16 protein-coding genes and 1 pseudogene are annotated in these 23022 nt (G+C 73.1%); 12 read left to right on the top strand and 5 right to left on the bottom strand.

The window, feature by feature from the left end:
- The first annotated feature begins 145 nt into the window (after nt 1–145).
- The 4 genes from LE548_RS27955 to LE548_RS27940 all read left to right on the top strand — a co-directional run bounded on the left by LE548_RS27955 (nt 146) and on the right by LE548_RS27940 (nt 8478).
- Nucleotides 146–3076: a protein kinase gene (locus tag LE548_RS27955; RefSeq protein WP_225099731.1), complete on the top strand. Its 2931-nt coding sequence runs from the start codon at nt 146–148 to the stop codon at nt 3074–3076.
- 127 nt (nt 3077–3203) lie between these two features.
- Nucleotides 3204–4919, top strand: a complete 1716-nt coding sequence (locus LE548_RS27950) for a serine/threonine-protein kinase (RefSeq protein ID WP_225099730.1) — start codon at nt 3204–3206, stop codon at nt 4917–4919.
- Nucleotides 4920–5033: 114 nt separating this feature from the next.
- On the top strand, nt 5034–6815 hold the full coding sequence (locus tag LE548_RS27945) for a serine/threonine-protein kinase (protein ID WP_225099729.1): 1782 nt from the start codon (nt 5034–5036) through the stop codon (nt 6813–6815).
- Nucleotides 6816–6867: 52 nt separating this feature from the next.
- Nucleotides 6868–8478, top strand: a complete 1611-nt coding sequence (locus tag LE548_RS27940) for a serine/threonine-protein kinase (protein WP_225099728.1) — start codon at nt 6868–6870, stop codon at nt 8476–8478.
- Here the strand turns inward: LE548_RS27940 and LE548_RS27935 are convergent.
- Nucleotides 8465–9412, bottom strand: coding sequence for an AraC family transcriptional regulator (locus LE548_RS27935; protein ID WP_225099783.1), 948 nt, complete (start codon nt 9410–9412; stop codon nt 8465–8467). The genes LE548_RS27940 and LE548_RS27935 overlap by 14 nt on opposite strands.
- A gap of 70 nt (nt 9413–9482) precedes the next feature.
- Here LE548_RS27935 and LE548_RS27930 point away from each other — a divergent pair, with 70 nt between their 5' ends.
- The 4 genes from LE548_RS27930 (at nt 9483) to LE548_RS27915 (ending at nt 14939) form a co-directional block, all read left to right on the top strand.
- Entirely contained in the window at nt 9483–10388 is a 906-nt protein-coding gene (locus tag LE548_RS27930; RefSeq protein ID WP_225099727.1) for an MBL fold metallo-hydrolase, read from the top strand.
- 73 nt (nt 10389–10461) lie between these two features.
- Nucleotides 10462–11358 carry a serine/threonine-protein kinase gene (locus LE548_RS27925; RefSeq protein WP_225099726.1) on the top strand — a complete coding sequence of 299 codons (897 nt, stop codon included), beginning with the start codon at nt 10462–10464 and terminating at the stop codon, nt 11356–11358.
- Between the two features lie 147 nt (nt 11359–11505).
- Nucleotides 11506–13119, top strand: coding sequence for a succinic semialdehyde dehydrogenase (locus tag LE548_RS27920; protein ID WP_225099725.1), 1614 nt, complete (start codon nt 11506–11508; stop codon nt 13117–13119).
- 41 nt (nt 13120–13160) lie between these two features.
- Nucleotides 13161–14939: a GMC family oxidoreductase N-terminal domain-containing protein gene (locus LE548_RS27915; protein WP_225099724.1), complete on the top strand. Its 1779-nt coding sequence runs from the start codon at nt 13161–13163 to the stop codon at nt 14937–14939.
- 101 nt (nt 14940–15040) lie between these two features.
- Here the strand turns inward: LE548_RS27915 and LE548_RS27910 are convergent, their stop codons facing one another.
- A complete protein-coding gene (locus LE548_RS27910; RefSeq protein WP_225099723.1) occupies nt 15041–16072 on the bottom strand; it encodes an LPXTG cell wall anchor domain-containing protein in 1032 nt (343 codons plus the stop codon).
- Nucleotides 16073–16724: 652 nt separating this feature from the next.
- The gene (locus tag LE548_RS27905; RefSeq protein ID WP_225099722.1) at nt 16725–17021 is read right to left on the bottom strand and encodes a chorismate mutase; all 297 of its coding nucleotides are present in this window, start codon (nt 17019–17021) and stop codon (nt 16725–16727) included.
- Nucleotides 17022–17319: 298 nt separating this feature from the next.
- Here LE548_RS27905 and guaA point away from each other — a divergent pair, with 298 nt between their 5' ends.
- A complete protein-coding gene (gene guaA / locus LE548_RS27900) occupies nt 17320–18900 on the top strand; it encodes a glutamine-hydrolyzing GMP synthase (RefSeq protein ID WP_225099721.1) in 1581 nt (526 codons plus the stop codon).
- Nucleotides 18901–18915: 15 nt separating this feature from the next.
- Here the strand turns inward: guaA and LE548_RS27895 are convergent.
- Nucleotides 18916–19059: pseudogene (locus tag LE548_RS27895) on the bottom strand (pyridoxamine 5'-phosphate oxidase family protein); the annotation flags it as partial.
- Nucleotides 19060–19187: 128 nt separating this feature from the next.
- Here LE548_RS27895 and LE548_RS27890 point away from each other — a divergent pair.
- Entirely contained in the window at nt 19188–19991 is an 804-nt protein-coding gene (locus LE548_RS27890; RefSeq protein WP_225099720.1) for a class II aldolase/adducin family protein, read from the top strand.
- Here LE548_RS27890 and LE548_RS27885 read toward each other — a convergent pair.
- A complete protein-coding gene (locus LE548_RS27885) occupies nt 19975–20868 on the bottom strand; it encodes a DUF4429 domain-containing protein (protein ID WP_225099719.1) in 894 nt (297 codons plus the stop codon). The two genes, LE548_RS27890 and LE548_RS27885, sit on opposite strands and share 17 nt — an antisense overlap.
- A 190-nt stretch (nt 20869–21058) precedes the next feature.
- Here LE548_RS27885 and LE548_RS27880 point away from each other — a divergent pair, with 190 nt between their 5' ends.
- A complete protein-coding gene (locus tag LE548_RS27880) occupies nt 21059–22339 on the top strand; it encodes a hypothetical protein (RefSeq protein ID WP_225099718.1) in 1281 nt (426 codons plus the stop codon).
- 103 nt (nt 22340–22442) lie between these two features.
- Complete coding sequence (locus tag LE548_RS27875) at nt 22443–22931, top strand: hypothetical protein (protein WP_225099717.1); 489 nt, start codon at nt 22443–22445, stop codon at nt 22929–22931.
- Nucleotides 22932–23022: the final 91 nt, after the last annotated feature.

Raw genomic sequence — 23022 nt, 5'->3', positions numbered from 1 at the left:
GGTCGTCACATTCCGGCATCCACTCCGTGCGGGTTGCCTCCGGCACGTATCGTGAATGGTTGCGGACCGTATGCAGCCGTATGTCTGTGCGAAACGGGTCGTGAGGCGAACGGATGTGACCAGCCGGGCGGCCGGGGGAGGCAACGTGGACGACTACGCGGGTCGGGTGCTCGCCGACCGCTACCGCCTGCCGTTGCCGCCGTCCGACGAGTACGAACTCACCGAGTCCCGCGCCTTCGACACCTACAGCGGGCAGGAAGTCCTCGTCCGGCAGGTGCCGTTGCCTGAGGTCGTCGAGGCCGAGGTGCTCGACGCGGAGGGGTTGCCCGAGGGGTTCACGGCGCGCGAGCGGGGCGGGGCCCGGCGGGCGGCACCGGATGCCCGTACGGCGACGCGCCGGCCCGCGGATCCTGCCGTACGACGCGCTGTGGAGGCCGCGCAGGCGGCGGCCCGCATCCCCGACCATCCCCGGCTGGACCAGGTCTTCGACGTGTTCGCCGAGGGCGGCTCCCTGTGGATCGTCAGCGAGTGGGTGGCCGCGCGTCCGCTGTCCGCGTTCCTCGCCGAGCAGCCGCTGTCCCCGTACCGGGCCGCCGAGGTCGCCTCCGACGTGCTCATGGCACTCCGGGTACTGCACGCCCATGGCTGGGTCCACCGCAACATCACCGCCCGCACGGTGCTCGTCTGCGAGGACGGCCGCGTCCTGCTGACGGGGCTTGCGGTCGGGGCGGCGGAGGAGGCGCTGTGCGGGTACGACCCGGTACCGGGGGAGGACGGCGAGTTCGGCGGGGGGATGTACGCGGCGCCGGGGGCTGCGGGTGGTTCGGCGGCTTCCAGGCTGCCGGGGACAGCAGGGGTGGAGCGGGCTGAGCCGGGAGCTGGGGCGATGGCTGCCGGCGGGGCCGGTCGGAGTGGCTCGGGCGGCGGGCCGTTCGCCGACGGGCCGGGGATCGAGGCCGGAGGCGCCGGTACGACGGCCGCCGGACAGCGCGTCGGCCCGTCGTCCGTGGGTCCCGCCGGCGGTGTTCCGTCCGCCGACGTCGATCCGGAGGCCGCGCGCCGGGCCGCGATCCAGGCGAGGGCGGCAGGTGGGCTGCCGGGTGCGAACGGCGGGACCGATGTGGTCGGCGGTCCGGCGGGGCAGCGGGCTCTGGAGAGTGGCGCCAGGAGTGCGAGCGGGACGGACATCCGTGCGGCTCGTGCCGGGGCGATCGCCGCGTACCGCGCGGGTGCGCGTGCCGCTGCCCGGGTGCAGGAACCCGGGCAGAACGGCCGCCCCGCGCTGCCCGGCGCCCGCCCGCCCGCCGAGAACGGCACCGGCACCGACGGACCCGACGGCACGGCCCAGCCGCCGTACCCCGCCGGACCGGGCAGCACGCCCCCGCCCGGCCGCATCGCCGACCCCTACGGCGTCCGGACCACCCCCTGGCACGGCACCTCACCCCGCCCAGGCTCCGGCAGCACACCCCCGGCCCTGGGAGGCGACGGCACCCAGCGCCCCGGGCTGCCCGCAGGAGCCTCGCACGACCCCTCCGCACCGGCACACCGGACGGGCACCGATCCCGTCCAGCCCGGCCCGGTCCCCGGCGTTCACGGCGGTTCCGCGGTGGCGCCAGGGGGCCCGCAGTATCCGTCCGTTCCCGGGCAGAGCCAGGCCCAGCGGGCCGGCGCGGACCCTGTCCATCCCGGCCCGGCCCGCTGGGACGACCCCGCCGGTGTTGCCGGGGTCCGGCGTGGGGCGGGGAGTGCGTTGGCGGCTGAGCGGGCTCGGCAGGTGCGGATGACTGTCGTCGGGCCGGTGACGGAGCGGTGGGCGCCGGAGCAGGCCGGGCCCGTGCACGAGAACTGGCAGCTGGCGGCGCCGATCGGGCCCGCGACCGACCTGTGGGCGCTCGGGGCGTTGCTGTTCCGGGCCGTACAGGGGCACGCGCCCTACCCCGAGGAGTCCACGGCCGAACTCGTGCAGCTGGTGTGCGCCGAGCCGCCTGCCTTCGCCGAGGAGTGCGGTCCGCTGCGGCCGGTCGTGGAGTCCCTGCTGCGCCAGGACCCCACCGAGCGTCTCGACTTCGAGGAGCTGAACGGCTGGCTGCGCTCGCTGGTCCGCTCCGCGCCCGAGCCCGACGCCGGTACGCATGTGGTGCCCGTCCCGCCCGCCGACCCGCGCCGGCTGCCGATCGTCCGGCGCCGCGGCGAGCTGGTGCGGCTGCGGCGGCGGCGCGCCGAGCGGCAGGCCGACGTCTCTCCGCACGGGCGGCACAAGCGGGACCGCGAGCAGGTACGGGAGCGGACCCGGGACCGGTCCGAGCGGATCCGGGACCGGTCCGAGCGGATCCGGGAGCGCACCCGGGACGACGACGTCCGGTCGCCGCGCAGTCTCGGGCGGACCCTGCTCCTGCTGATCCTGCTTCTGCTGGCCGGAGCGATCGCCTACGCGATGCTGTTCATGCCGAAACAGGGGGCCGACGGCGCGGCGGGCAGCGACCGTACCGGCACCGCGGGGGAGGTGAGTGCCGTTCCCTCGCGCAGCGTGCAGCCGTCCTCCGGGCAGTCCGCGGACGGCGGTCCCTCCGCGTCCGCGCCCGCCACCGAGACCCAGCCCCAGACCGGTGGCGATCCGTCCGTCGCCGACGGTTTCACTCTGCGCACCGACCCCGAGGGCTTCAAGGTCGCCGTCGCCAAGGGCTGGGACCGCACCCCGAAGAACGGCAGCGGGCAGGTCGTCTACGCGCAGGGGAACTTCGAGCTCATCGTCGTACCCGGACGGGACAGCGCCTCCGCCTACGGCAGCGACCCCATGGTCTACCAGCGGGACAAGGAGAGCGAACTCCAGCCGTACCGCGACTCCAGCTGGGCCACGGCCACCGGGCTGCGCACCATCGAGGTGGGCGGACGGACCATGGCCGAGGGGCAGTTCACCTGGACCGACGGGCAGGGGCGGGACCTGTTCGTGCGCAACATGGCGATCCTGCTGAACGGCCGCTACCACATCATCCAGGTCCGCGGCCCGGAGTCCCAGCGCGACGCGGTGACACGGCTGTACGAGCAGGCCACCGCGACGTACCGCTATACCGGTTGAGCGCCCAGTGAGGCAGCTGAGCGACAAGCGTCACAGTGCTGTCACCTTGGGACCCCGCTTGTTCCCAGAGGGGTAGCCGGTCCTTAGTCTGACCCTGTCAAGAGCATTGCGGGGCAACGTGAATCAGATGCAGGGCCTGCTCATAGCGGGCCGCTACCGGCTTGCCGACTCCATCGGCAGCGGCGGCATGGGCCGGGTGTGGCGCGCCCACGACGAGGTGCTGCACCGGACGGTCGCCGTCAAGGAGTTGACCGCTGCCCTCTACGTCTCCGACGGCGACCGGGCCGTGCTGCTCGCCCGCACCCGGGCCGAGGCCCGCGCCGCCGCGCGCATCAATCACTCCGCCGTCGTCACCGTGCACGACGTCCTCGAACACGACGGCCGCCCCTGGATCGTGATGGAGCTGGTCGAGGGCAACTCGCTGGCCGACGCGGTCAAGGAGCGGGGGCGGGTGGAGCCCAGGGAGGCCGCCCGGATCGGGCTGTGGGTGCTGCGGGCGCTGCGCGCCGCCCACTCCGCCGGGGTGCTGCACCGGGACGTCAAGCCCGGCAACGTGCTCCTCGGCCGGGACGGCCGGGTCCTGCTCACCGACTTCGGCATCGCCCAGATCGAGGGCGACACCACCATCACCCGCACCGGGGAGGTCGTCGGCTCGGTCGACTATCTGGCGCCCGAGCGGGTGCGGGGCCACGACCCGGGCCCGTCCTCGGACCTGTGGGCGCTCGGCGCCACGCTGTACACGGCGGTCGAGGGCCGTTCGCCGTTCCGCCGCACCTCGCCGCTGAGCACCATGCAGGCGGTCGTCGAGGAGGAGGCCGCCGAGCCGCGCCACGCCGGTGCGCTCGGCCCCGTGATAGCCGCCCTGCTGCGCAAGGAACCCGCTCAGCGGCCGGGCGCGGAGGAGGCGGAGCAGCTGCTCGCCGAGGCGGCGGAGGGCCGCCGGCCGAACGCGGCGCAGGCGTTCGTCCCGACCCAGGGCCGGGGCTTGCACACCGGCACAGGTCCCGGGGCGGGCCCGTCGGGCTACGGCTCCGGTACGTCGGTGACCGGCCCCGGCCCCGGAGCGGCGGCCGGCGCGGTCCCCTCGGTGACCGGGCCCACGGCCGTGGCACCCGCGCCGGCCGGACCGGCCGGATCCGCCGGGTCGGTGGGGAGCGCGGCGACGGCACGCCCCCGTCCGCGCCCGCGGCGCCGGCTGCGTACGCTCGTGCTCGTCGTCGCGGCCGCGGCCGTGCTCGGCGGTGGCGTGGCGGTCGCCGTCCAGGAGTGGAGCGGGACGCAGAGCGACACCGGCACGAGCGGCGGTGCGGGCCCGGCCACGGACCCCTCCGGGAGCGACACCGCCACACCGGGCCCCGACGGCACGATCCCCGCCAGCTGGGAGACCCACCACGACCCGCTCGGCTTCAGCCTCTCCCTGCCCAAGGGCTGGAAGCGGAAGGTCTACGAGAACCAGAGCGGCCTCAAGCAGATCGACTACACCCCGGACGGCGGCAAGCACTTCGTGCGCATCGCCATCGACATCCCGGACTTCGCCACCCCGCTCCAGCACCAGAAGGACCTGGAACAGCAGCTTCAGCGGCTGGTCGACTACAGGAAAGTGCAGATGCAGGAGAACATCTACCGCGACCGCAAGGGCTCGCTGTGGGAGTACACCTGGACCGCGCTGAAGAAGGACCCGCCGTACGTCCCCGGTCCGCGGCACGCGATCGAGGAGACGTACTTCGCGCGCTCGGGCACCGAGTACGCCATCTACATGTCGACGCCGGCCGAGGACTGGGCGAAAACCAGCAAGCAGTTCAAGTGGGTGCTGCAGTCCTGGCAGGAGCCGAACGGGTCCTGAGCGCCTGAGCGCGGTGCCCGGCGGCTGATACGGCCGAAAACCGCTGGTTGAGCACCCCGGCTTGGCCGGTCGGTGTCCCGGAGGGCATGGGTCCGGTGGGGCATGATGGGGCGCATGGGGACCGAGGGCGCCGACTTCCGGGTGATCGCGGGCCGTTACCGCCTGGAGGCACGCATCGGGCGCGGCGGCATGGGCGTCGTGTGGCGGGCGAGCGACCAGTTGCTGGGCCGCCTGGTCGCGGTCAAGGAACTCCTCCCGGACGACTCGCTCCCGGACGACGACGCCCGGCGCCGCCGGGACCGTACCCTGCGTGAGGCGCGGGCGGTCGCCCAGCTGCGGCATCCGCACATCATCGTCGTGCACGACGTGGTGGAGCACGAGGAACGGCCGTACCTGGTCATGGAGTTGGTCGAGGGTGGTTCGCTCGCCGACCGGATCGCCCGGGACGGCCCGGCCGACGCCGCCGAGGCCGCACGCATCGGCATCGCCCTGCTCAGCGCCGTGCACACGGCGCACGAGGCGGGGGTGCTGCACCGGGACATCAAGCCCGCGAACGTGCTGATCGAGGCCGGCACCGGCCGGGTCGTGCTCACCGACTTCGGCATCGCGCAGGTCGCGGGCGCCACCACGCTCACCGAGACGGGTTCCTTCGTCGGCTCGCCCGAGTACACCGCGCCGGAGCGGATGTCGGGGGTGCGTACCGGGCCGGAGTCCGACCTGTGGTCGCTGGGCGCGCTGCTGTGCACGGTCCTCAGCGGTGAGTCGCCGTTCCGGCGCGACTCGATCGGCGGCATCCTGCACGCCGTCGTCGCCGCCGAGATCCGGCCACCCGTCGAGGCCGAGCCGCTGCTCCCTGTCGTACGGGGGCTGCTGGAACGCGACCCCGACCGGCGGCTCGGCGCGGCCGACGCCGAGCGGATGCTGCGGGCCTACCTGGAGACGGGACGGACACCGGAGGCTCCGGGCACGGCCGGTACGGCGGGCGGCGGGCGCGGGCACCACCGGATCGCCGGGGGCCGAACGCCGAGGCCGGGGACGGGAGGCCGGACCACCGGGAGCCGCACGGGAAGCCGACCCGGCAGTCGTACGGCGGGGGCGGCGGCGCCCTACTCGCCGACCCAGCCGGACCTTCCGCACGGCCCCCCGCCCCCACCCGCCGGGTCCGAGCCGTCGGCCGCCCCTGAGTCCCGGACCGCCAGGCGCGGGGCGCTGATCGCGGCGGTGCTCGTCGCCGCGCTGGCCGGGGCCGGTGTCTCGGCGGCCCTGCTGCTGCACGGGAACGGCGACGGGGGCGGCGGCAGTCCGGGCGGCACGGCGACGTCCCCGGCGACCGGAACCGGAAGCACCGGCACCGGAACCACCGGTACCGGCACGAGCCCCGCTCCCCCCTCCCCCTCACCGACCCCCTCGACACCGTCGACACCATCGGAGGTCGCCAACTCCCATACGGCACCCTCCGGTTACCGCACCGCCCGCGACCCGGCCGGCTTCTCCCTCGCCGTACCGGAGGACTTCACCCGCAGCCCGCAGGGCGAACGCGTCTTCTATCTCTCGCCCGGGGAGACCTTCCGCCTCGGCATCAAGGTCGCCGAGCCCCAACCCGGCGGCCCGCAGGGCGTGATGGAGCGGTCGGCGGCCGAGGGCCCGGACACCAACCCCGGTTACCACGACGGCCGGGTCACCCGCACCACGCACGCCGGACACCCCGCCGCGCTCTGGGAGTTCACCTGGGACGGCTTCAGCACGGCGGAGGGCCCCCGGCACACCTACGACCTGTGCTGGGAGGATTCCGGCCGGCTGTACGACGTGTGGGTGTCGGCGCCGGTCGGGAAGGTGCGGGAGGCCCGGGAGTACTTCGACGTGGCCCTGGACACCTTCTCGGTCACGGGTTCGTGACCGGTTCCCGATCCCTGTGGATCGGGCGCTCATGGCGCGATAAGGATGAACCATGAGCAGCGACGGGGGAGTCACCGGCCGCACGGCCGACGACACGACGAGTTTTGTTCTGCAACCACCGCAACCATCGCAACCACAGCAACCGCACGTGCACCCGGAGGGCACCGGACGGCTGGTCGCCGGCCGCTACCGGCTGCTCGGCAAGCTAGGACACGGCGGGATGGGCACGGTGTGGCGGGCCCACGACGAGACGGTGGACCGGGAGGTCGCCGTCAAGGAGCCGCGCGTCCCGGAGCACCTTCCCGAACGGGAACGCGAGAACGCCTACGAGCGCATGCGCCGCGAGGCCCGCGCGGCGGCCCGGCTGGACCACCCAGCGGTGGTGAACGTCCACGACGTCGCGGTGGTCGACGGCCGGCCCTGGATCGTGATGGAGCTGGTCCACGGCCGCACCCTCGGCGACGTGCTGCGCGAGGGCACGCTGGACACGCGCGAGGCGGCCCGGGTCGGCCTGGAGGTGCTGGGCGCGCTGGAGGCGGCGCACGCGGCGGGTGTGCTGCACCGGGACGTGAAACCGGACAACGTCCTGCTCGGCCGCTACGACCGGGTGGTCCTCACCGACTTCGGCATCGCGTGGATCGAGGGCGACACCCGGCTGACGGACACCGGCGGTTTCGTCGGCTCGCCCGAGTACATCGCGCCGGAGCGGGTGCTGGGGCAGCGGCCCGGCCCGGCGAGCGACCTGTGGTCCCTGGGCGTGCTGCTCTACACCGCCACCGAGGGCGTCTCGCCATTCCGCCGCAGCAACACCCCGGCCACCCTCCAGTCCGTCCTCAACTCCACCCCGGCGGCGCCCGCGTCCGCCACCGGCCCGCTGGCCGAGGTCATCGACGGACTGCTGCACAAGGATCCCGCGCAGCGGCTGCCGGCGGAGCGGGTGCGCGCCCTGCTGGAGGAGGCCGTACGGCCGCCCGCGCCCCCGGCGCCCGCGGTGCGGACCGACACCGTGCAGAACCAGCCACTGCCCACTGCCCGCCCCCGGCGCCTCCGCCGCCGTACGGCCTGGCTGGGCGCGGGCGTCGGCGCGGCGCTGGTCGCGGCGGCGGCGTACCTCGTCCTCGCCGATCCCTTCGCGGGCCCGCTGCCCGACGGCTGGGCGAAGCGGCCGGAGACCGGGCTGGGCGCCACGCTCGCCGTCCCGGCCGGCTACCAGGTCACCCGGCCCGCCAAGGACGACACCGACAAGCACTGGGTGACGTACAAGGACTGGAGCGGTGGCGTCTGGATCACCCTGCACCTGTCCCGGACGGCGGACGACGCGTCGCACGAGATCAAGAACAGCGCGCGGTCGCAGATGTACGCCGACGACGACAAGTTCCGCAGCCAGGGGGAGTACACCCTCGACATGCCCGCGGGCGCGCGCACCCACCCGGACGACACGGCCACGTACCACGGCAGGCAGGCCGCGCGGAACACCGTCGGCTACACGACCACCGACAGCCAGAACCCGCGCCCGCGCGAACTCCAGATCTTCTACTACCGCACCGGCGCCGGAGACCTCTACACCCTCACCGTCGGCTATCCCGGCAAGGGCGACTTCACCGCGCGCGGCCGGGCGGTGGCCGAGGCGGCGATCGACGGCCTGGACATCACGAAGTTCTGACGGGCGCGGTGCCGAGGGTCCGGTAGCGGCCCGGTGTGATGCCGAACTCCCGGCTGAAGGCGTGCGAGAGGGCGTACGGGCTGCCGTACCCGCTCTCGCGGGCCACCGTCGCGAGCGGTGCGTCGGAGCCGCGCAGCCGGGTCGCCGCCAGGGTCAGCCGCCACCAGGTCAGATACGCCATCGGCGGGCGGCCGACCAGGGCGGTGAAGCGGCGGGACAGGGTGGCCCGGGAGACGCCCGCGCGGGCGGCCAGCAGGTCGTTCGTCCAGGGCGCCGCCGGGTCGGAGTGCAGGGCGTGCAGAGCCGCCGCCGTCGCCGGGTCGGCCAGGGCGGCGGGCCAGCTGCCGGTCCCGTCGGCGGTCCGGGCGCGGGCCGCCCAGGCGCGGATCATGTAGACCAGCAGCAGGTCCAGCAGGCCGGGCAGCACCAGGCTCGCGCCGGGACGGCGGGCGTCCGCGTCCAGTTCCCGGGCCAGCAGGTCCACCGCCGAGCGCAGTTCGGGGGAGTCCGCGTCACCGGCCGGCAGCCGCACCACCTCGGGCAGCTCGGCCAGCAGGGGGTGGGTCCGGCTGCGGTCCAGGCGGTACTTGCCGCACAGCAGCCGTACCTCAGGGCCGGTTCCGGGGAGGGACAGATCGGTGTCCCGCACCTCTTCCAGGGGGCGGGCCCGGCGCGCCGCCTCCGGGCCCGCCGCCCGGTCCGCCAGCACATGCCCGGCCCCGTGCGGCACCAGCACCACGTCCCCGGCACCCAGCGGCACCGGCGTGCCTTCGCCGTCGTCCGGCAGCAGGGTGCAGGCGCCGCCCAGCACGACATGGAAACCCGCGCCCTCGTACGGCACCAGCCGCACCGCCCAGCCGCCGCGCACCCGCAGCAGGCTGGAGGAGGGCCGCCCCACCCGGACGGCCGAGATGGCATCACTGACCACGTCCATGAGACACCAGCGTATCCGGTCGAGGCGATCGAGCATTGGAACGCTCACGCCCGGCTCCTAGCGTGGAGGCATGACCGAAGAGAGCGTGCAGAGGTTTCTGATCGGGGACGTCGAGGTCCTGCGCATCGTCGAATGGCAGGGGACCGTCGCGTCCGCCCGGCAGCTCGTCCCGGACTGCGCTCCGGAGCTGTGGCAGGAGTACGAGGACCAGCTCGCCCCCGGGCACTGGGAGCCCGGCGCCGATCTCGCCGTGTCGGCGCTGCAGACCTGGGTGGTGCGCAGCGCCGGGCGGACGGTGCTGGTCGACACGGGGGTGGGCCGGGACCGGGAGCGGCCCGGCCTGCCGATGTTCCACCGGCGGCCCGGCGATCTGCCGGGGCGGCTGCGCGCGGCCGGGGTGGATCCCGGCACGGTGGACGTCGTCGTCAACACTCATATCCACGCGGACCACGTCGGCTGGAACACCCAGGCTGTGGACGACGAGTGGGTGCCCGCCTTCCCGCGTGCCCGGTACCTCCTCCCGGCCGCCGACGACCGCCACTTCGGGCCCGAGGGCGGGTACGGGGGCGGGGCGCGGGTGGCCGACCGGCTGCTGTACGAGGACAGCGTGGCCCCGGTGCACCGGGCCGGTCAGGCGGTCCGGTGGGAGGACGCGTACCGGATCGACGCACACCTCGTGCTGGAGTCCGCCCCCGGCCATACGCCGGGCTCCTCCGTGCTGCGGGTCGAGTCGCGCGGCGAGCGGGCGGTGTTCGTCGGGGATCTGCTGCACAGCCCGGTGCAGATCCTGCGCCCCGAGTGCAGCAGCTGCTTCTGCCTCGATCCGCGGCAGGCGGCCACCACCCGGCAGCGGGTGCTGGAACGGGCGGCGGCCGAACGGGAGTTGGTCGTACCAGCCCACTTCGCCGGCGGGGGAGGGGCGGTGGAGGTGCGGAAGGCGGCTCGGGGGTTCACGTTTCACCGGTGGGCCGCCTGAACCGTCCGCGTCCGGAACGGGACGCTGACCGCCCGCTTCGACAACGGCGTGGTGCGCACGGTACTCATGTGACATGACTGGAGACGGCGAACACCCGCCCGGCGTACGTCTGATCGGTGGCCGCTACCGGCTCGCCGGGCGCCTCGGGTCCGGGCCGACCGGAACGGTGTGGCGGGCCCGGGACGAGCAAGGGCGCGGCGAGGTCGCCCTCAAGGAGCCGCTGCTGCCCGGCGATCCGGCCGACGACGAGGACAGCCGCCGTGTCGCACACCGGCTGTACACGGAGGCCAGGGCCGCCTCCCGGGTGCGTCACCCGTCCGCCGTCACCGTGCTGGACGTCGTCACCGAGGGCCACGTCCCCTGGATCGTCATGGAGTTGGTGGAGGGCGAGTCGCTGCGCGAAGTGCTGCTGCGCGGGCCGGTGCCGCCCGCCGAGGCCGCCCGGATCGGGCTCGCCGTCCTCGGTGCCCTGCGTGCCGCGCACGCCGTCGGCATCGTGCACCGGGACGTCAAGCCGGCCAACGTGCTGCTGGAGTCCGGCACGGGACGGGTGGTCGTCACCGACTTCGGGACCGGCGACGGCCACCCGGCGGACGCGCCCGCCGGATTCGTCGCCCCCGAGCGCACCGCGGGCCCCGGCGCCGGGCCGGCCTCCGACCTGTGGTCCCTGGGCGCGCTGCTGCGGGCCGCGGTGGGGGACCCGGACCCGGTACGGCTGGGCACGCTCGGCCCGCTGCTGGACCGGTTGCAGGCCGACGAGCCGGCGGCCCGCCCCGGCGCGGCCGAGGTCGCGGCGGCACTCCGGGGCCACCTCGGGCTTCCCGACGTACCGGAACCCGCGCCGGCGCCGGTGCCGGAACCCGCGCGGCCGGTCCCCGCTCCGGAGGTCGTACCCGCCCCCGACCCCCGCCGCCGCACCCCCCGCACGGCGCTCGGCCTGCTCCTGGCGAAAAAAGCCGGACTCGAATGATCGTTCCGTTCGGCCCGACGCCGGATGGCTGTCAACGCCCTGATCAGCACATTCACTGCCAGTGATCACTGGCAGTGTGTGAGCAGTCCGTGAATCCCCGTTACCGACGGGTACACAAAGCGTTCCCTCCGGCATACCCTGCGCCTCATGACGGACACGCAGGCCTCGGACATCGCCGGTACCAACCCCCTCGCGCCCGCCCCCGAGGGCGCCCGCACCGCCGCCGACGTGGTCACCCCGGAACTGGTGGCCCGGCTCACCAAGGGCGTGGCCGGTTCCGGCCGGACCGCCAACCACACCCCGTTCACCGGCGAGAAGCTGGCCGACCTGCCCGAGTCCACCCCCGAGGACGTGCGGCAGGCCTTCGAGGCCGCCCGCGCCGCGCAGGCCATGTGGGAGAGGACCCCGGTGCGGCAGCGCGCCGCCGTCCTGCTGCGCTTCCACGACCTGGTGCTCCAGCGGCAGGCCGAGGTCCTCGACCTCATCCAGCTGGAGACCGGCAAGGCCCGGCTGCACGCGCACGAGGAGGTCCAGGCCGTCGCCGTCGCGGCCCGCCACTACGGCCGCACAGCGCCTTCGTACCTGAAGCCGAAGCGGCACACCGGCGCCATCCCCACCCTCACGAAGGTCACCGAACTGCGCCACCCGCGCGGGGTCGTGGGCCAGATCGCCCCCTGGAACTACCCCCTGGAACTGTCCGTCGGCGACGCGCTGCCCGCCTTCGCGGCCGGCAACGCGGTGGTGATGAAGCCGGACACGGAGACCTGCCTGACCGCGCTGTGGGCGCGTGACCTGCTGATCGAGGCGGGCCTGCCCGAGGGCGTCTTCCAGGTCGTCCTCGGCGAGGGCCCGGTCGTCGGCCCTGAGGTCGTCAAGCACGCCGACTACGTCTCCTTCACCGGCTCCACCCGCACGGGGCGCGAGGTCGCACAGGGCGCGGCGGCCCGCCTGGTCGGCGTCTCCCTCGAACTCGGCGGCAAGAACGCCATGCTGGTCCTGGACGACGCCGACATCGAGAAGGCCGCCGCCGGTGCGGTACGCGCCTGCTTCTCCTCCGCCGGACAGCTCTGCATCTCCATCGAGCGGCTCTACGTCCACGAGTCGGTCGCCGACGCCTTCCTGGAGCGCTTCGCCGCCCGCACCAAGGCCATGCGGCTCGGCAACTCCCTCGCCTACGGCGCCGACATGGGCTCGCTGGTGGGCGAGCGGCAGCTGAAGACCGTGGAACGGCATGTGGAGGAGGCCGTGGCGAAGGGCGCGAGGCTCGTCGCGGGCGGGGTGGCCCGGCCGGACATCGGCCCGTACTTCTTCGAGCCCACCATCCTCGACGGCGTCGAGGACTCCATGTCCGTCTGCGAGGAGGAGACCTTCGGCCCGGTCGTCTCCATCTACCGCTTCTCCTCCGACGACGAGGCCGTCGAGCGCGCCAACGCCACACCGTACGGCCTCAACGCGTCGGTCTGGACGACCAGCGCCCGGCGCGGCCGCGAGGTCGCCGCCCGCCTGCGCACCGGCACGGTCAACGTCAACGAGGGTTACGCGCCCGCCTACGGAAGCGTCCAGTCCCCGATGGGCGGCATGAAGGACTCCGGTCTCGGCCGCCGGCACGGCTCCGAGGGCATCCTCAAGTACACCGAGGCCCAGACCGTGGCCCAGCAGCGACTGCTGCCGATGGCGCCGTCGCTGGGGATGGACGACGCGAAGTACGCGGCGTTCATGAGCCGGAGCCTGAAGCTGATGAAGGCGTTCCGCTTCAAGTAGGAACACCCGTCAGGAACACCCGTTCTCAACGAGGAGAGCACGTGTCACAGGACACCTATGACTACGACGTGATCGTCGTCGGCTCCGGCTTCGGCGGTTCCGTCACCGCCCTTCGCCTCACGGAAAAGGGCTACCGCGTAGGTGTCCTGGAAGCCGGCCGCCGCTTCACCCGCGAAACCCTCCCCAAGAACTCCTGGGACCTCAAGAACTACCTCTGGGCCCCGAAACTCGGCCTGTACGGCATCCAGCGGATCCATCTGCTGGGCAACGTGATGGTGCTGGCCGGCGCGGGCGTGGGCGGCGGCTCGCTGAACTACGCCAACACCCTCTACGTACCGCCGAAGGCCTTCTTCGAGGATCCGCAGTGGAAGGACATCACCGACTGGCAGGAGGAGCTGAAGCCGTACTACGACCAGGCCCAGCGCATGCTCGGTGTCCGGCTGAACCCGACCATGACGCCGTCCGACGTGCACCTGAAGGCGGCGGCCCAGCGGATGGGCGTCGGCGACACCTTCCATCTCGCCCCGGTCGGCGTGTTCTTCGGCGACGGCAAGGACGCCGACGGCACGGCGAAGGCGGGCCCGGGGGAGCCGGTGGCGGACCCGTACTTCGGCGGGGCGGGCCCGGAGCGCAGGGCGTGCACCGAGTGCGGTGAGTGCATGACCGGCTGCCGGCACGGCGCGAAGAACACCCTCAACGAGAACTACCTGCACCTCGCCCAGCAGGCGGGCGCGGTGGTCCACCCGCTGACGACGGTCGTGTCCGTCACGGACGACTCGCGCGGCGGCTACGCGGTGGCGACCCTGCCGACGGACCGGAAGAAGAAGGGCGAGGGCCGCCTCTTCACCGCCCGCAAGGTCGTCCTCGCGGCCGGCACCTACGGCACCCAGACCCTGCTGCACCGCATGAAGACGGGCGGTCAGCTGCCGTATCTGTCGAAGCGGCTGGGCGAGCTGACCCGCACCAACTCCGAGGCGCTGGTGGGCGCGCAGACCGACAACCGCCGCTACCGCAAGGCGCACGGCACGGGGAAGGCCGACTTCACCCAGGGTGTCGCCATCACGTCCTCGATCCACCCGGACGAGAACACCCACATCGAGCCGGTCCGCTACGGCAAGGGCTCCAACGCGATGGGCGGCCTGTCGATCCTCCAGGTGCCGTACGCCGAGGGCTCCTCACGTGCGCTGGCCTGGCTGGCGAACGCGGCCCGGCACCCGCTCCTGGTCGCCCGCTCCCTGTCCAACCGCCGCTGGTCCGAGCGGACCATCATCGGCCTGGTCATGCAGTCGCTGGACAACTCGCTGACGACGTATCTGAAACCGGACGGCATCGGCAAGGGCCTGCTGACCGCACGCCAGGGCCACGGCGCCCCCAACCCCAAGCAGATCAAGGCCGCGACGGAGGCCGCGAGCGCGCTGGCCGCCGAGATCAACGGCTTCGCGGGCAGCAACGTCGGCGAGCTGATGGGCACCCCGCTGACCGCGCACTTCCTCGGCGGCTGCCCCATCGGCGACTCGGCGGAGACCGGCGTGATCGACCCGTACCACCGCCTCTACGGCCACCCCGGCATCTCGGTCGTGGACGGCGCCGCGGTCTCGGCGAACCTGGGCGTGAACCCCTCGCTGACGATCACCGCGCAGGCCGAGCGCGCGATGTCGTTCTGGCCCAACAAGGGCGAGGAGGATCCGCGTCCGGCGCCGGGAGCGGCGTACGAGCGGCTGAAGCCGGTGCGGCCCGGCTCCCCGGCGGTCCCGGAGGAGGCGTTCGGCGCCCTGCGCCTGCCGTTCCTGGGGATTCCGGCGGTGCCGAAGAAGCAATGACCCGGCGCATGCCGAAGGGGCCTGCGCCCCCCTCCTGGCGCAGGCCCCTTCGGCGGGGCGGGAACGACGGCCGCCGTTCCCGCCCGGCGTGTGTGACGCGCTTACGCGGCGGCGTCCGAACCGGCGCCCTTGCGGCGGCGGACGGCGAACACCGCTCCGGCGCCGACGACGACGGCGACACCGCCGACGAGACCGATGGTCGGCAGCATGGAGCTGGAACCGGTGTGCGCGAGGGTGCCGGTCGGCTCGATCTCGGTGGCACCGCCCTGCGGCTCCTTGCCGCCGGCCGGCTTCGTGCCCTTGCCGGGCTTGGCCTGACCCGGGTTCGGGTTGCTGCTGCCGGGCTTCAGCACGGTGAAGTCGTAGAAGCCGAACGCACTGTGCACGCAGTTCTTCTGCTGGTCGACGTAACCGCCGAAGCCCATGCTGAAGCCGTCGCCGGCCGGGGCCTGCGCGGTGATGTCGACCCGCAGCTTGATGCCGACCTTCTCCTTGGGACCGAGCGGCGTCGTGCCGAAGTAGAGGCCGTTGCCGACCTCGTCGGCCATGGACTCCCAGGCCTTGGTCTTGGGGTTGAAGTACTCCAGCTTGGCGTAGGTGCTCAGCCAGTCCTTCTCGTTGTCGCTCGCCGTGTCGTTGTCGACGGTCGCGAGCCACTGCACGGTGCCGAGCGACTGGTCGCTGTGGTTGGCGGCCGTCATCGTGAAGTAGTGCCAGCCGCTGCCCGCGACGATCTTGCCGGGCAGGCCGGAGATGTCGATGCTCAGCTGCGAGTCGGGGTCGACCATGTTGCCGTCGACCGGGCAGTCGCTGGGCTCGGCGGTGGGCGCGGCGCTCTGGGTCGGCGAGGCCGACGCGGACGTGCTCGCGCTGCCGCTCGGCGAGGCCGAGGCGGACGTGCTCGCACTGTCGCTCGGGGTGGCCGAGGAGGACTCGGAGGCGGAGTCCGAGGGAGAGACCGAGTCGGTGGGCGAGCTGCTGTCGTCGGCCGTGGGGGAGGACGAGTCGCTGGGCGAGCTGCTCACGGACGCGGTCGGGGACTCGTCCGCGAACGCAGCAGGGGCGGAGAGCAGGGCGATCGGGGCTATGACCGCCGTCGCGGCCGCGGTGACCATGGCGCGGCGAAGCTTCATGAAGACCTCTGTAGGACAAGCATGCTGCGTCGCGGCAGCACGAGATGGAGGCCTCCGCGTGTGGGGCGCGGGCGTGGCCGTTCGGTTTGCGTAAGGGAGACCTGTGGCCGGCGTGAAGGGTTGTACTTGCCCTGCGCTTTACCTATGTGATGCGGATCACATCCCGGAACGCGTCCCGCCCGGATGCCGTCGCGGCCGTCGACGGCTCGGGCGTGCGGGTTCGTGCGGGCAGCGCGAAGGGCCCCGCGGCGGGGATGAGGCCGCGGGGCCCTTCCGAGTCTTTGACGGCCGGACGGTGCGGCAGTGCCGTCGCCTGCGCGGGGACGTGGGGCTTCTACGCATCGTGCTGGACGGGCAAGGCATCCGCAGTCGTTGGACCCGGCACTGGTGCACTTGTGCAGTTTTCCGCCGACCGGCTCCGGGCGTCCCCGGAGCCGGTCGTTCTCTTGGGTGACCGGGCTGCTGTCCCCTGCCGTCCGGTCACTTCCCCGGAGCGAGGTCCCACGGCGTACGGCACGACCCGTACGCCTCATCGCTCCAGCGAGCCACGCGTGGTTTCTGTCGGGCCCGCCCCTGGCTGGCACGGACACCCCGCTCAACGAAGCGGTGCGCGCGCCGGTCACGCGCCGTACGGGTGAGACGGTGATCGAACTCAGATGCGACCCCGAGACAGCTCCAGCAGTGTCATCGCGAGGGAGGTGCCGGGCTTGCCGAGGGCCTCGCGGTAGCGGCCGAGGATCTCCATCTCGCGGGACAGGTGCACCCGCCGCCCGCCGGAGGCGATCCGGGTCTGCTGCACGACGGCGGAGACGGCCATCCGCTCCTGGATGAGGCCGATGATCCGGTCGTCGAGCACGTCGATGCGCTCGCGGGCGTCGGCGATCGTCTGCTCGGGGGTGTCGGTGATGGACTGCTCGGGGGCGGTCGTCTCGGTGCCGGTGGCGGTCATGTCGGGGCTCCTCGGGAGGTGTCGCTGGGATCGAGGGGAGGCGGGTGCCCCGGAACGACAGGACCCGGAAAACGACAGGCGCCCCGGGCCTTGTCGGCCCGGGGCGCCTGGGAAGTCGCTTGGCGTTCGCTCAAGCAGCACGACCATGGCAGCCGGCGGGCCGGATGCCATAGGTAAAGAGGAAGGTCGAGTGCGCGAGCATGCGTGCAGTATGCCACGTCGTCTCCTGGAGAGGGCTCCCGGCCGCCCCGTTAGAATCGGGAGCACAGACCCCCGCCCGACCACCAGAAGGCACCCCGTGTCATCAGCGAACCCCGCTGCCACCGCCCCCGACACCGTCCTGGTCGTCGACTTCGGCGCGCAGTACGCCCAGCTCATCGCCCGTCGCGTCCGCGAGGCGCGGGTCTACAGCGAGATCGTGCCGAGCACCATGCCGGTCCAGGAGATGCTCGCCAAGAACCCCGCGGCGATCATCCTCTCCGGCGGCCCCTCCTCGGTGTACGAGGAGGGCGCCCCGCGCCTCGGCCGCGAGCTGTTCGAGGCCGGCGTCCCCGTCTTCGGCATGTGCTACGGCTTCCAGCTGATGGCGCAGGTCCTCGGCGGCACCGTCGACAACACCGGCGCCCGCGAGTACGGCCGTACCGACCTGCACGTCTCCAAGAACTCCTCCACCCTCTTCGAGGGCACCCCGGCCGAGCAGCACGTGTGGATGTCGCACGGCGACGCCTGCTCCGCCGCCCCCGAGGGCTTCACCGTGACCGCGTCCACGGACGTCGTCCCGGTCGCCGCGTTCGAGAACGACGACAAGAAGCTCTACGGCGTCCAGTACCACCCCGAGGTCATGCACTCCACGCACGGCCAGCAGGTGCTGGAGCACTTCCTGTACCGCGGCGCGGGCCTCACCCCGTCCTGGACGACCGGCAACGTGATCGAGGAGCAGGTCGCCGCGATCCGCGAGCAGGTCGGCGACAAGCGCGCGATCTGCGGCCTGTCCGGCGGCGTGGACTCCGCCGTCGCCGCCGCCCTCGTGGCACGCGCCATCGGCGACCAGCTGACCTGCGTGTACGTCGACCACGGTCTGATGCGCAAGGGCGAGACCGAGCAGGTCGAGAAGGACTTCGTGGCCGCGACCGGCGTCAAGCTGGTCGTCGTCGACGCCGAGGAGCGCTTCCTCACCGCGCTGAAGGGCGTCTCGGAGCCCGAGGAGAAGCGCAAGATCATCGGCCGTGAGTTCATCCGCGTCTTCGAGCAGGCGCAGGCCGAGATCATCGCCGACGAGGGTCCGGCGGTCGAGTTCCTCGTCCAGGGCACGCTCTACCCCGACGTGGTCGAGTCCGGCGGCGGCACCGGCACCGCCAACATCAAGTCGCACCACAACGTCGGCGGCCTCCCCGAGGACCTTGAGTTCCAGCTGATCGAGCCGCTGCGCAAGCTGTTCAAGGACGAGGTCCGGATGGTCGGCCAGGAGCTGGGCCTGCCGGAGGAGATCGTCCAGCGCCAGCCGTTCCCGGGCCCGGGGCTCGGCATCCGCATCGTCGGCGAGGTGACGAAGGACCGCCTGGACCTCCTGCGCGAGGCCGACGCCATCGCCCGCGAGGAGCTGACCGCGGCCGGCCTCGACCGGGACATCTGGCAGTGCCCGGTGGTCCTGCTCGCCGACGTCCGCAGCGTGGGCGTACAGGGCGACGGCCGCACTTACGGCCACCCGATCGTGCTGCGCCCGGTGTCCTCCGAGGACGCCATGACCGCCGACTGGTCCCGGCTGCCGTACGACGTCCTCGCCCGCATCTCGACCCGCATCACCAACGAGGTCCGGGACGTCAACCGCGTCGTCCTCGACGTGACCAGCAAGCCGCCGGGCACGATCGAGTGGGAGTGACCCTCTCGGCCCCTGCGTGCACTTGATCGTGCGCAGGGGCGCACCGGGCGTCCGGACCTGGACGACCGGATACCGGTCGTCCCGGACGTAGGTCCGCAGGACCTCCGTCAGCTCGGTACGGAAGAGGTGGAACGGCTACGGCGGTTCCGCCTCTTTCGCGTTACCGGCTTTGGACAATCCCTGTCGTGTATTCGCTGCGTACGTCATCTTTACAAAACACCTCTGCCCTTTTGCGCTGACCGACGGTAACTTCCGGCCCGTACCGCAATTCCAGTGCTGGAGGACCTATGCACGGGCCGACCCCGCCCCTGCCGCTGCCGACCGACCAGCTGCAGTTCGCCATGCCGCCGATGCACGACTCCGTCGAGGACGAGCGGCGGCACCGCAAGGAGCGGCTCGCCGGAGCCCTGCGGATCTTCGGACGGGCCGGGCTGGAGGACGGGGTCTCCGGGCACATCACCGCACGCGACCCGGAGTTCACCGACTGCTTCTGGGTCAACCCCTTCGGCATGCCGTTCAAGCACGTCACCGTCGGCGACCTCGTCCTCGCCAACCAGGACGGTCAGGTCGTCGAGGGCCGCTACCACGTCAACCAGGCCGCTTTCACCGTCCACGTCCAGGTGCACGCCGCCCGCCCCGACGTCGTCGCCGTCGCCCACTGCCACTCCGTGCACGGCCGCGCCCTGGCCGCCCTCGGTGAGCTGATCGACCCGATCACCCAGGAGAGCTGCGCCTTCTACGAGGACGTGGCGCTCTACGACTCCTACAGCGGCGTCACCGTCGACGCCGAAGAAGGCCGCCGTATCGCCACCGCCCTCGGCTCCCGCAAGGCACTCGTGCTGCGCAATCACGGGCTGCTCACCGTCGGCGACTCGGTGGACGCGGCGGCCTGGTGGTTCCTGTCCATGGAGCGGTCCTGCCAGGTGCAGCTGATGGCGAAGGCGGCCGGCCGCCCGGTCCTCATCGACCACAAACTGGCCGTCGCCACCCGCGAACAGCTCGGCACCGACCTGGTGGCCTGGATCAACTACCAGCCGCTGTGGCAGGACATCAGCCGCAGCGAGCCGGACCTGCTCAGCCGAACTCCCTGAGCACCACCGCCTTCGTCCGCGCGAACTCCTCGTCCGTGAGCACCCCGTCCCGGTGCAGCTCGCCCAACTCCCGCAGCCGGCGCAGCAGTACGTCATGGTGGTCGGCCTGCTCCGGTACGACCGCCCGCCGGCCGCCGGCGCTTGTGCCGTCGCCGGTGCCGGCCGCGCGGGTGGAGGGATGTGGCAGCCGGGCGGTGACGGCCGCCGCGACCAGTGCGGTCAGCAGATCCCGCCGCACACTGCCCCACAGGTCCAGGGTGTAGGGGTCCCGCTCGGGCGGCAGCTTGGAGAACGCTGTCTCCGGGGTCACGAACCGCAGGAACCCGTCCTCGTACCCGGAATTGGGCAGCCACTCCACCTGCACCAGATCGCCCAGGCCGATGATCCGCGGGCCGGTCGCGCGCTTGACCCGGTCGGAGGTGTCGGACCAGTCGATGCGCACCTGGCCGCCGTCGAAGGACACCGTGCCGTCGGAGGACCGCACCGACACCGGCACCGGTGGCCCCGGCAGCAGATAGCCCGTCGTGGGCTCCTTGGGGATCCGGTCGAGCAGCAGCGCCTGACGGATCTCCCGCGCCACGTACTCCGCGGCCCCCGAGCGGTCCGCGTCCACCGTCAGCCGGTAGGGGTCCGCCGGGTCCGGCAGCCGGCCGCCCGTCGCCTGGAGCAGGGGGTCGGCGCCCTCGCGCAGCCGCATCCGCAGCCGGCCACGCCCCCGCTCGGGTCCGTAGCCGACGTCCGCCACCGCCTCCAGGGGCACGGAGATCTCCCCGTACGTCTGCCGGAACAGCGGTACGCAGCGGTGCAGTCCCGGAGTGATCCGGATCGTGCTGCCGTCGAAGGCCCAGGTCCCGTCCCGCGCGATGATCTCGGCCATACGGAAATTCTCCCAGCCGGGTCAACACGCCGGCCCCCGCTTCACCCGCCGCGACCCGGCCCGACGAGCCCGGACGGCCTGCCGTAGGGCACAATTCGCTGACGACACAGGGGAGTTGCGCGGCAACGGAACGGTCCACCGAGGGGTCGCAGGCCGTGTCAGAAGGTCGTGGGGAAGGCGGGCGTCCGGCGTGGCGGTGCAGGAGGCGAGAGAGGACACGGGTGCCGACGGGCCCCACGAGGGCGGCTGCACCTGCGGGGACTGTCCGCACGGCGCCCGCGAGGGGCACCGGCGGGCCGTCGCCGCATTCCTGCGCCGGCGCGACGAGTTCGCGGCCGGACAGGGGCTGCCGGCGGCCGTGGCGCATTCGGCCTCGGCGTCCCGCCAGTGGATCTCCGAGGAGCTGACCCAGCGGGCGGAGGCCGTCGCCGAGTGCGGCCGGGCCGAGGGCGAGGCATGGCTCGCCGGGCTGTGGCCGCGCACGATGGCCGTGGTGTGGGGCGCGGTCGTCGTCCTGCTGCTCGGCGAGGCGCTCACCGCGATCGGTGCGGGCTGGACCGCCGCCCGCACCGCGGCCCTGATCGCCGCGCTCGTCGTCGCGGGCGCCCTGACCGCTGCCGGCCGGCTGCACCGGGCTCGCGGCGGGGCACTCGCCCCGGTGATCGGTGAGGACAACCGGATGTCCACCTCCCGCACCGTGGCCGCCGGCTGGGTGCTGTTCGTGGGCTACGCCGTCCTGCTGCTGGCCACCCGCCTGGCCGCCGCCTCCAGCCACGCCGAACGGGACGCGCTGATCTCGGGACTCGACCTCGCGCGCGGCACGGGCGTGGTGACCGTCCTCGCCGTGGTGTGCGGCATCGCCGTCCTGGTCCGCCGGGTGGTGGGCCTGCGCATCCTCGCCCAGCGGCTGCAGAAGGTGGCAGCCCATCGGCCGCGCGCCGCCGACCTGCTCACCGACGACTCCGGCCGGGGCGACTTCACCGACATCCAGTACGTCGCCGTCAGCGCCGTCGCCCTGGTGTTCGCGGCCGTCCGGCTCGCCCGCTGCCCCGGCCAACTGCCCGACCTGCCCTGGGGACTGGGCGTGATCGTGCTGATCTCGGCCGCCACCTACCTGGCCGGCAAGTACGCCGAGGGCGGCCGCCCGGTCGTCCTCTCCGTGGTCCGCGCCCGTGAACCCGGCGACCTGGACGGGCCGATCCGCACCGGCGACGACATCGAGATCCGCGGCGCCGGCTTCGTCCCGCCCGGCGCCCGCACCGCCGATCGGCTCGCCCGCATGGTGGTCCGCATCGGCACCGTCGATGTCCACGTACCCCTGGTCCCCGTCACCGGCGGCTTCCGCAACCCCACCGACACCGTCCTGACCGTTCCCGTCCCGGCCGAGGTCGAGCCCGGCGCGGTGGAGGTGCAGGTGGTCACCGCGGCCGGCGTGGCGACCAACCGGTACACGGTCCAGGTGACGGAATGAGAGATGCGGGAGCCGGAAGAGCGGGAGGAACCGGGCCGGACGGAGAAGATGGGCGAGCCGCGGCAGAAGGCCGTGACGTGACAGAAGGGCGAGCAGCAGGGCGATGAGCGAGAGCGTCCTGTCGGTGATACCGACCGACCCGCACTGGCAGCCGGCCACCGAACCGGGGCAGCGCGCCGCCGCCCTGGTCCTGGAACTGGTCTCGGGCGCCCCCGACGACCCGCACGCCGACCCCGACGCCGTCGAACTGGACGTCGGCTGGCACGAGGCGATCACCGCCGTCGACTGCGGCTCGAACCTGGTGGGCATCGGCTGCCCGCGGTGCGGCGGCCCCATCGACCCCGACTGGTACCGGGACCTGCTGGAGGCGTACGCCGAGCAGGGTGACGGCCTGCCCACCCTCGACATCACCACTCCCTGCTGCACCACCGACACCTCCTTGGACCGGTTGGACTACGACTGGCCGTGCGGCTTCGCCCGCTTCGAGATCGCCGCCTGGAACCCACAGCGCTTCTTGCTCACCCCCGAGGAACTGATCGCCGTGGGCCGGATCCTCGGGCACCCGGTGCGCCAGATCCTGGCCCGGATCTGACCCGCCCGTCGCTCGTACGCCCGCCCGAATTCCGGAAAAACATCCGGGAGGGGATTGAACGGGCCCCGCTCGTCGTACGTATCGTCGAAGT

It is taken from the genome of Streptomyces sp. CoH27 (genome assembly GCF_020181035.1).
GTDB classification, from domain to species: Bacteria; Actinomycetota; Actinomycetes; order Streptomycetales; family Streptomycetaceae; genus Streptomyces; species Streptomyces camelliae.
The sequence above is the reverse complement of the archived record's forward strand: the minus strand, read 5'-3'. Positions and strand labels throughout refer to the sequence as shown.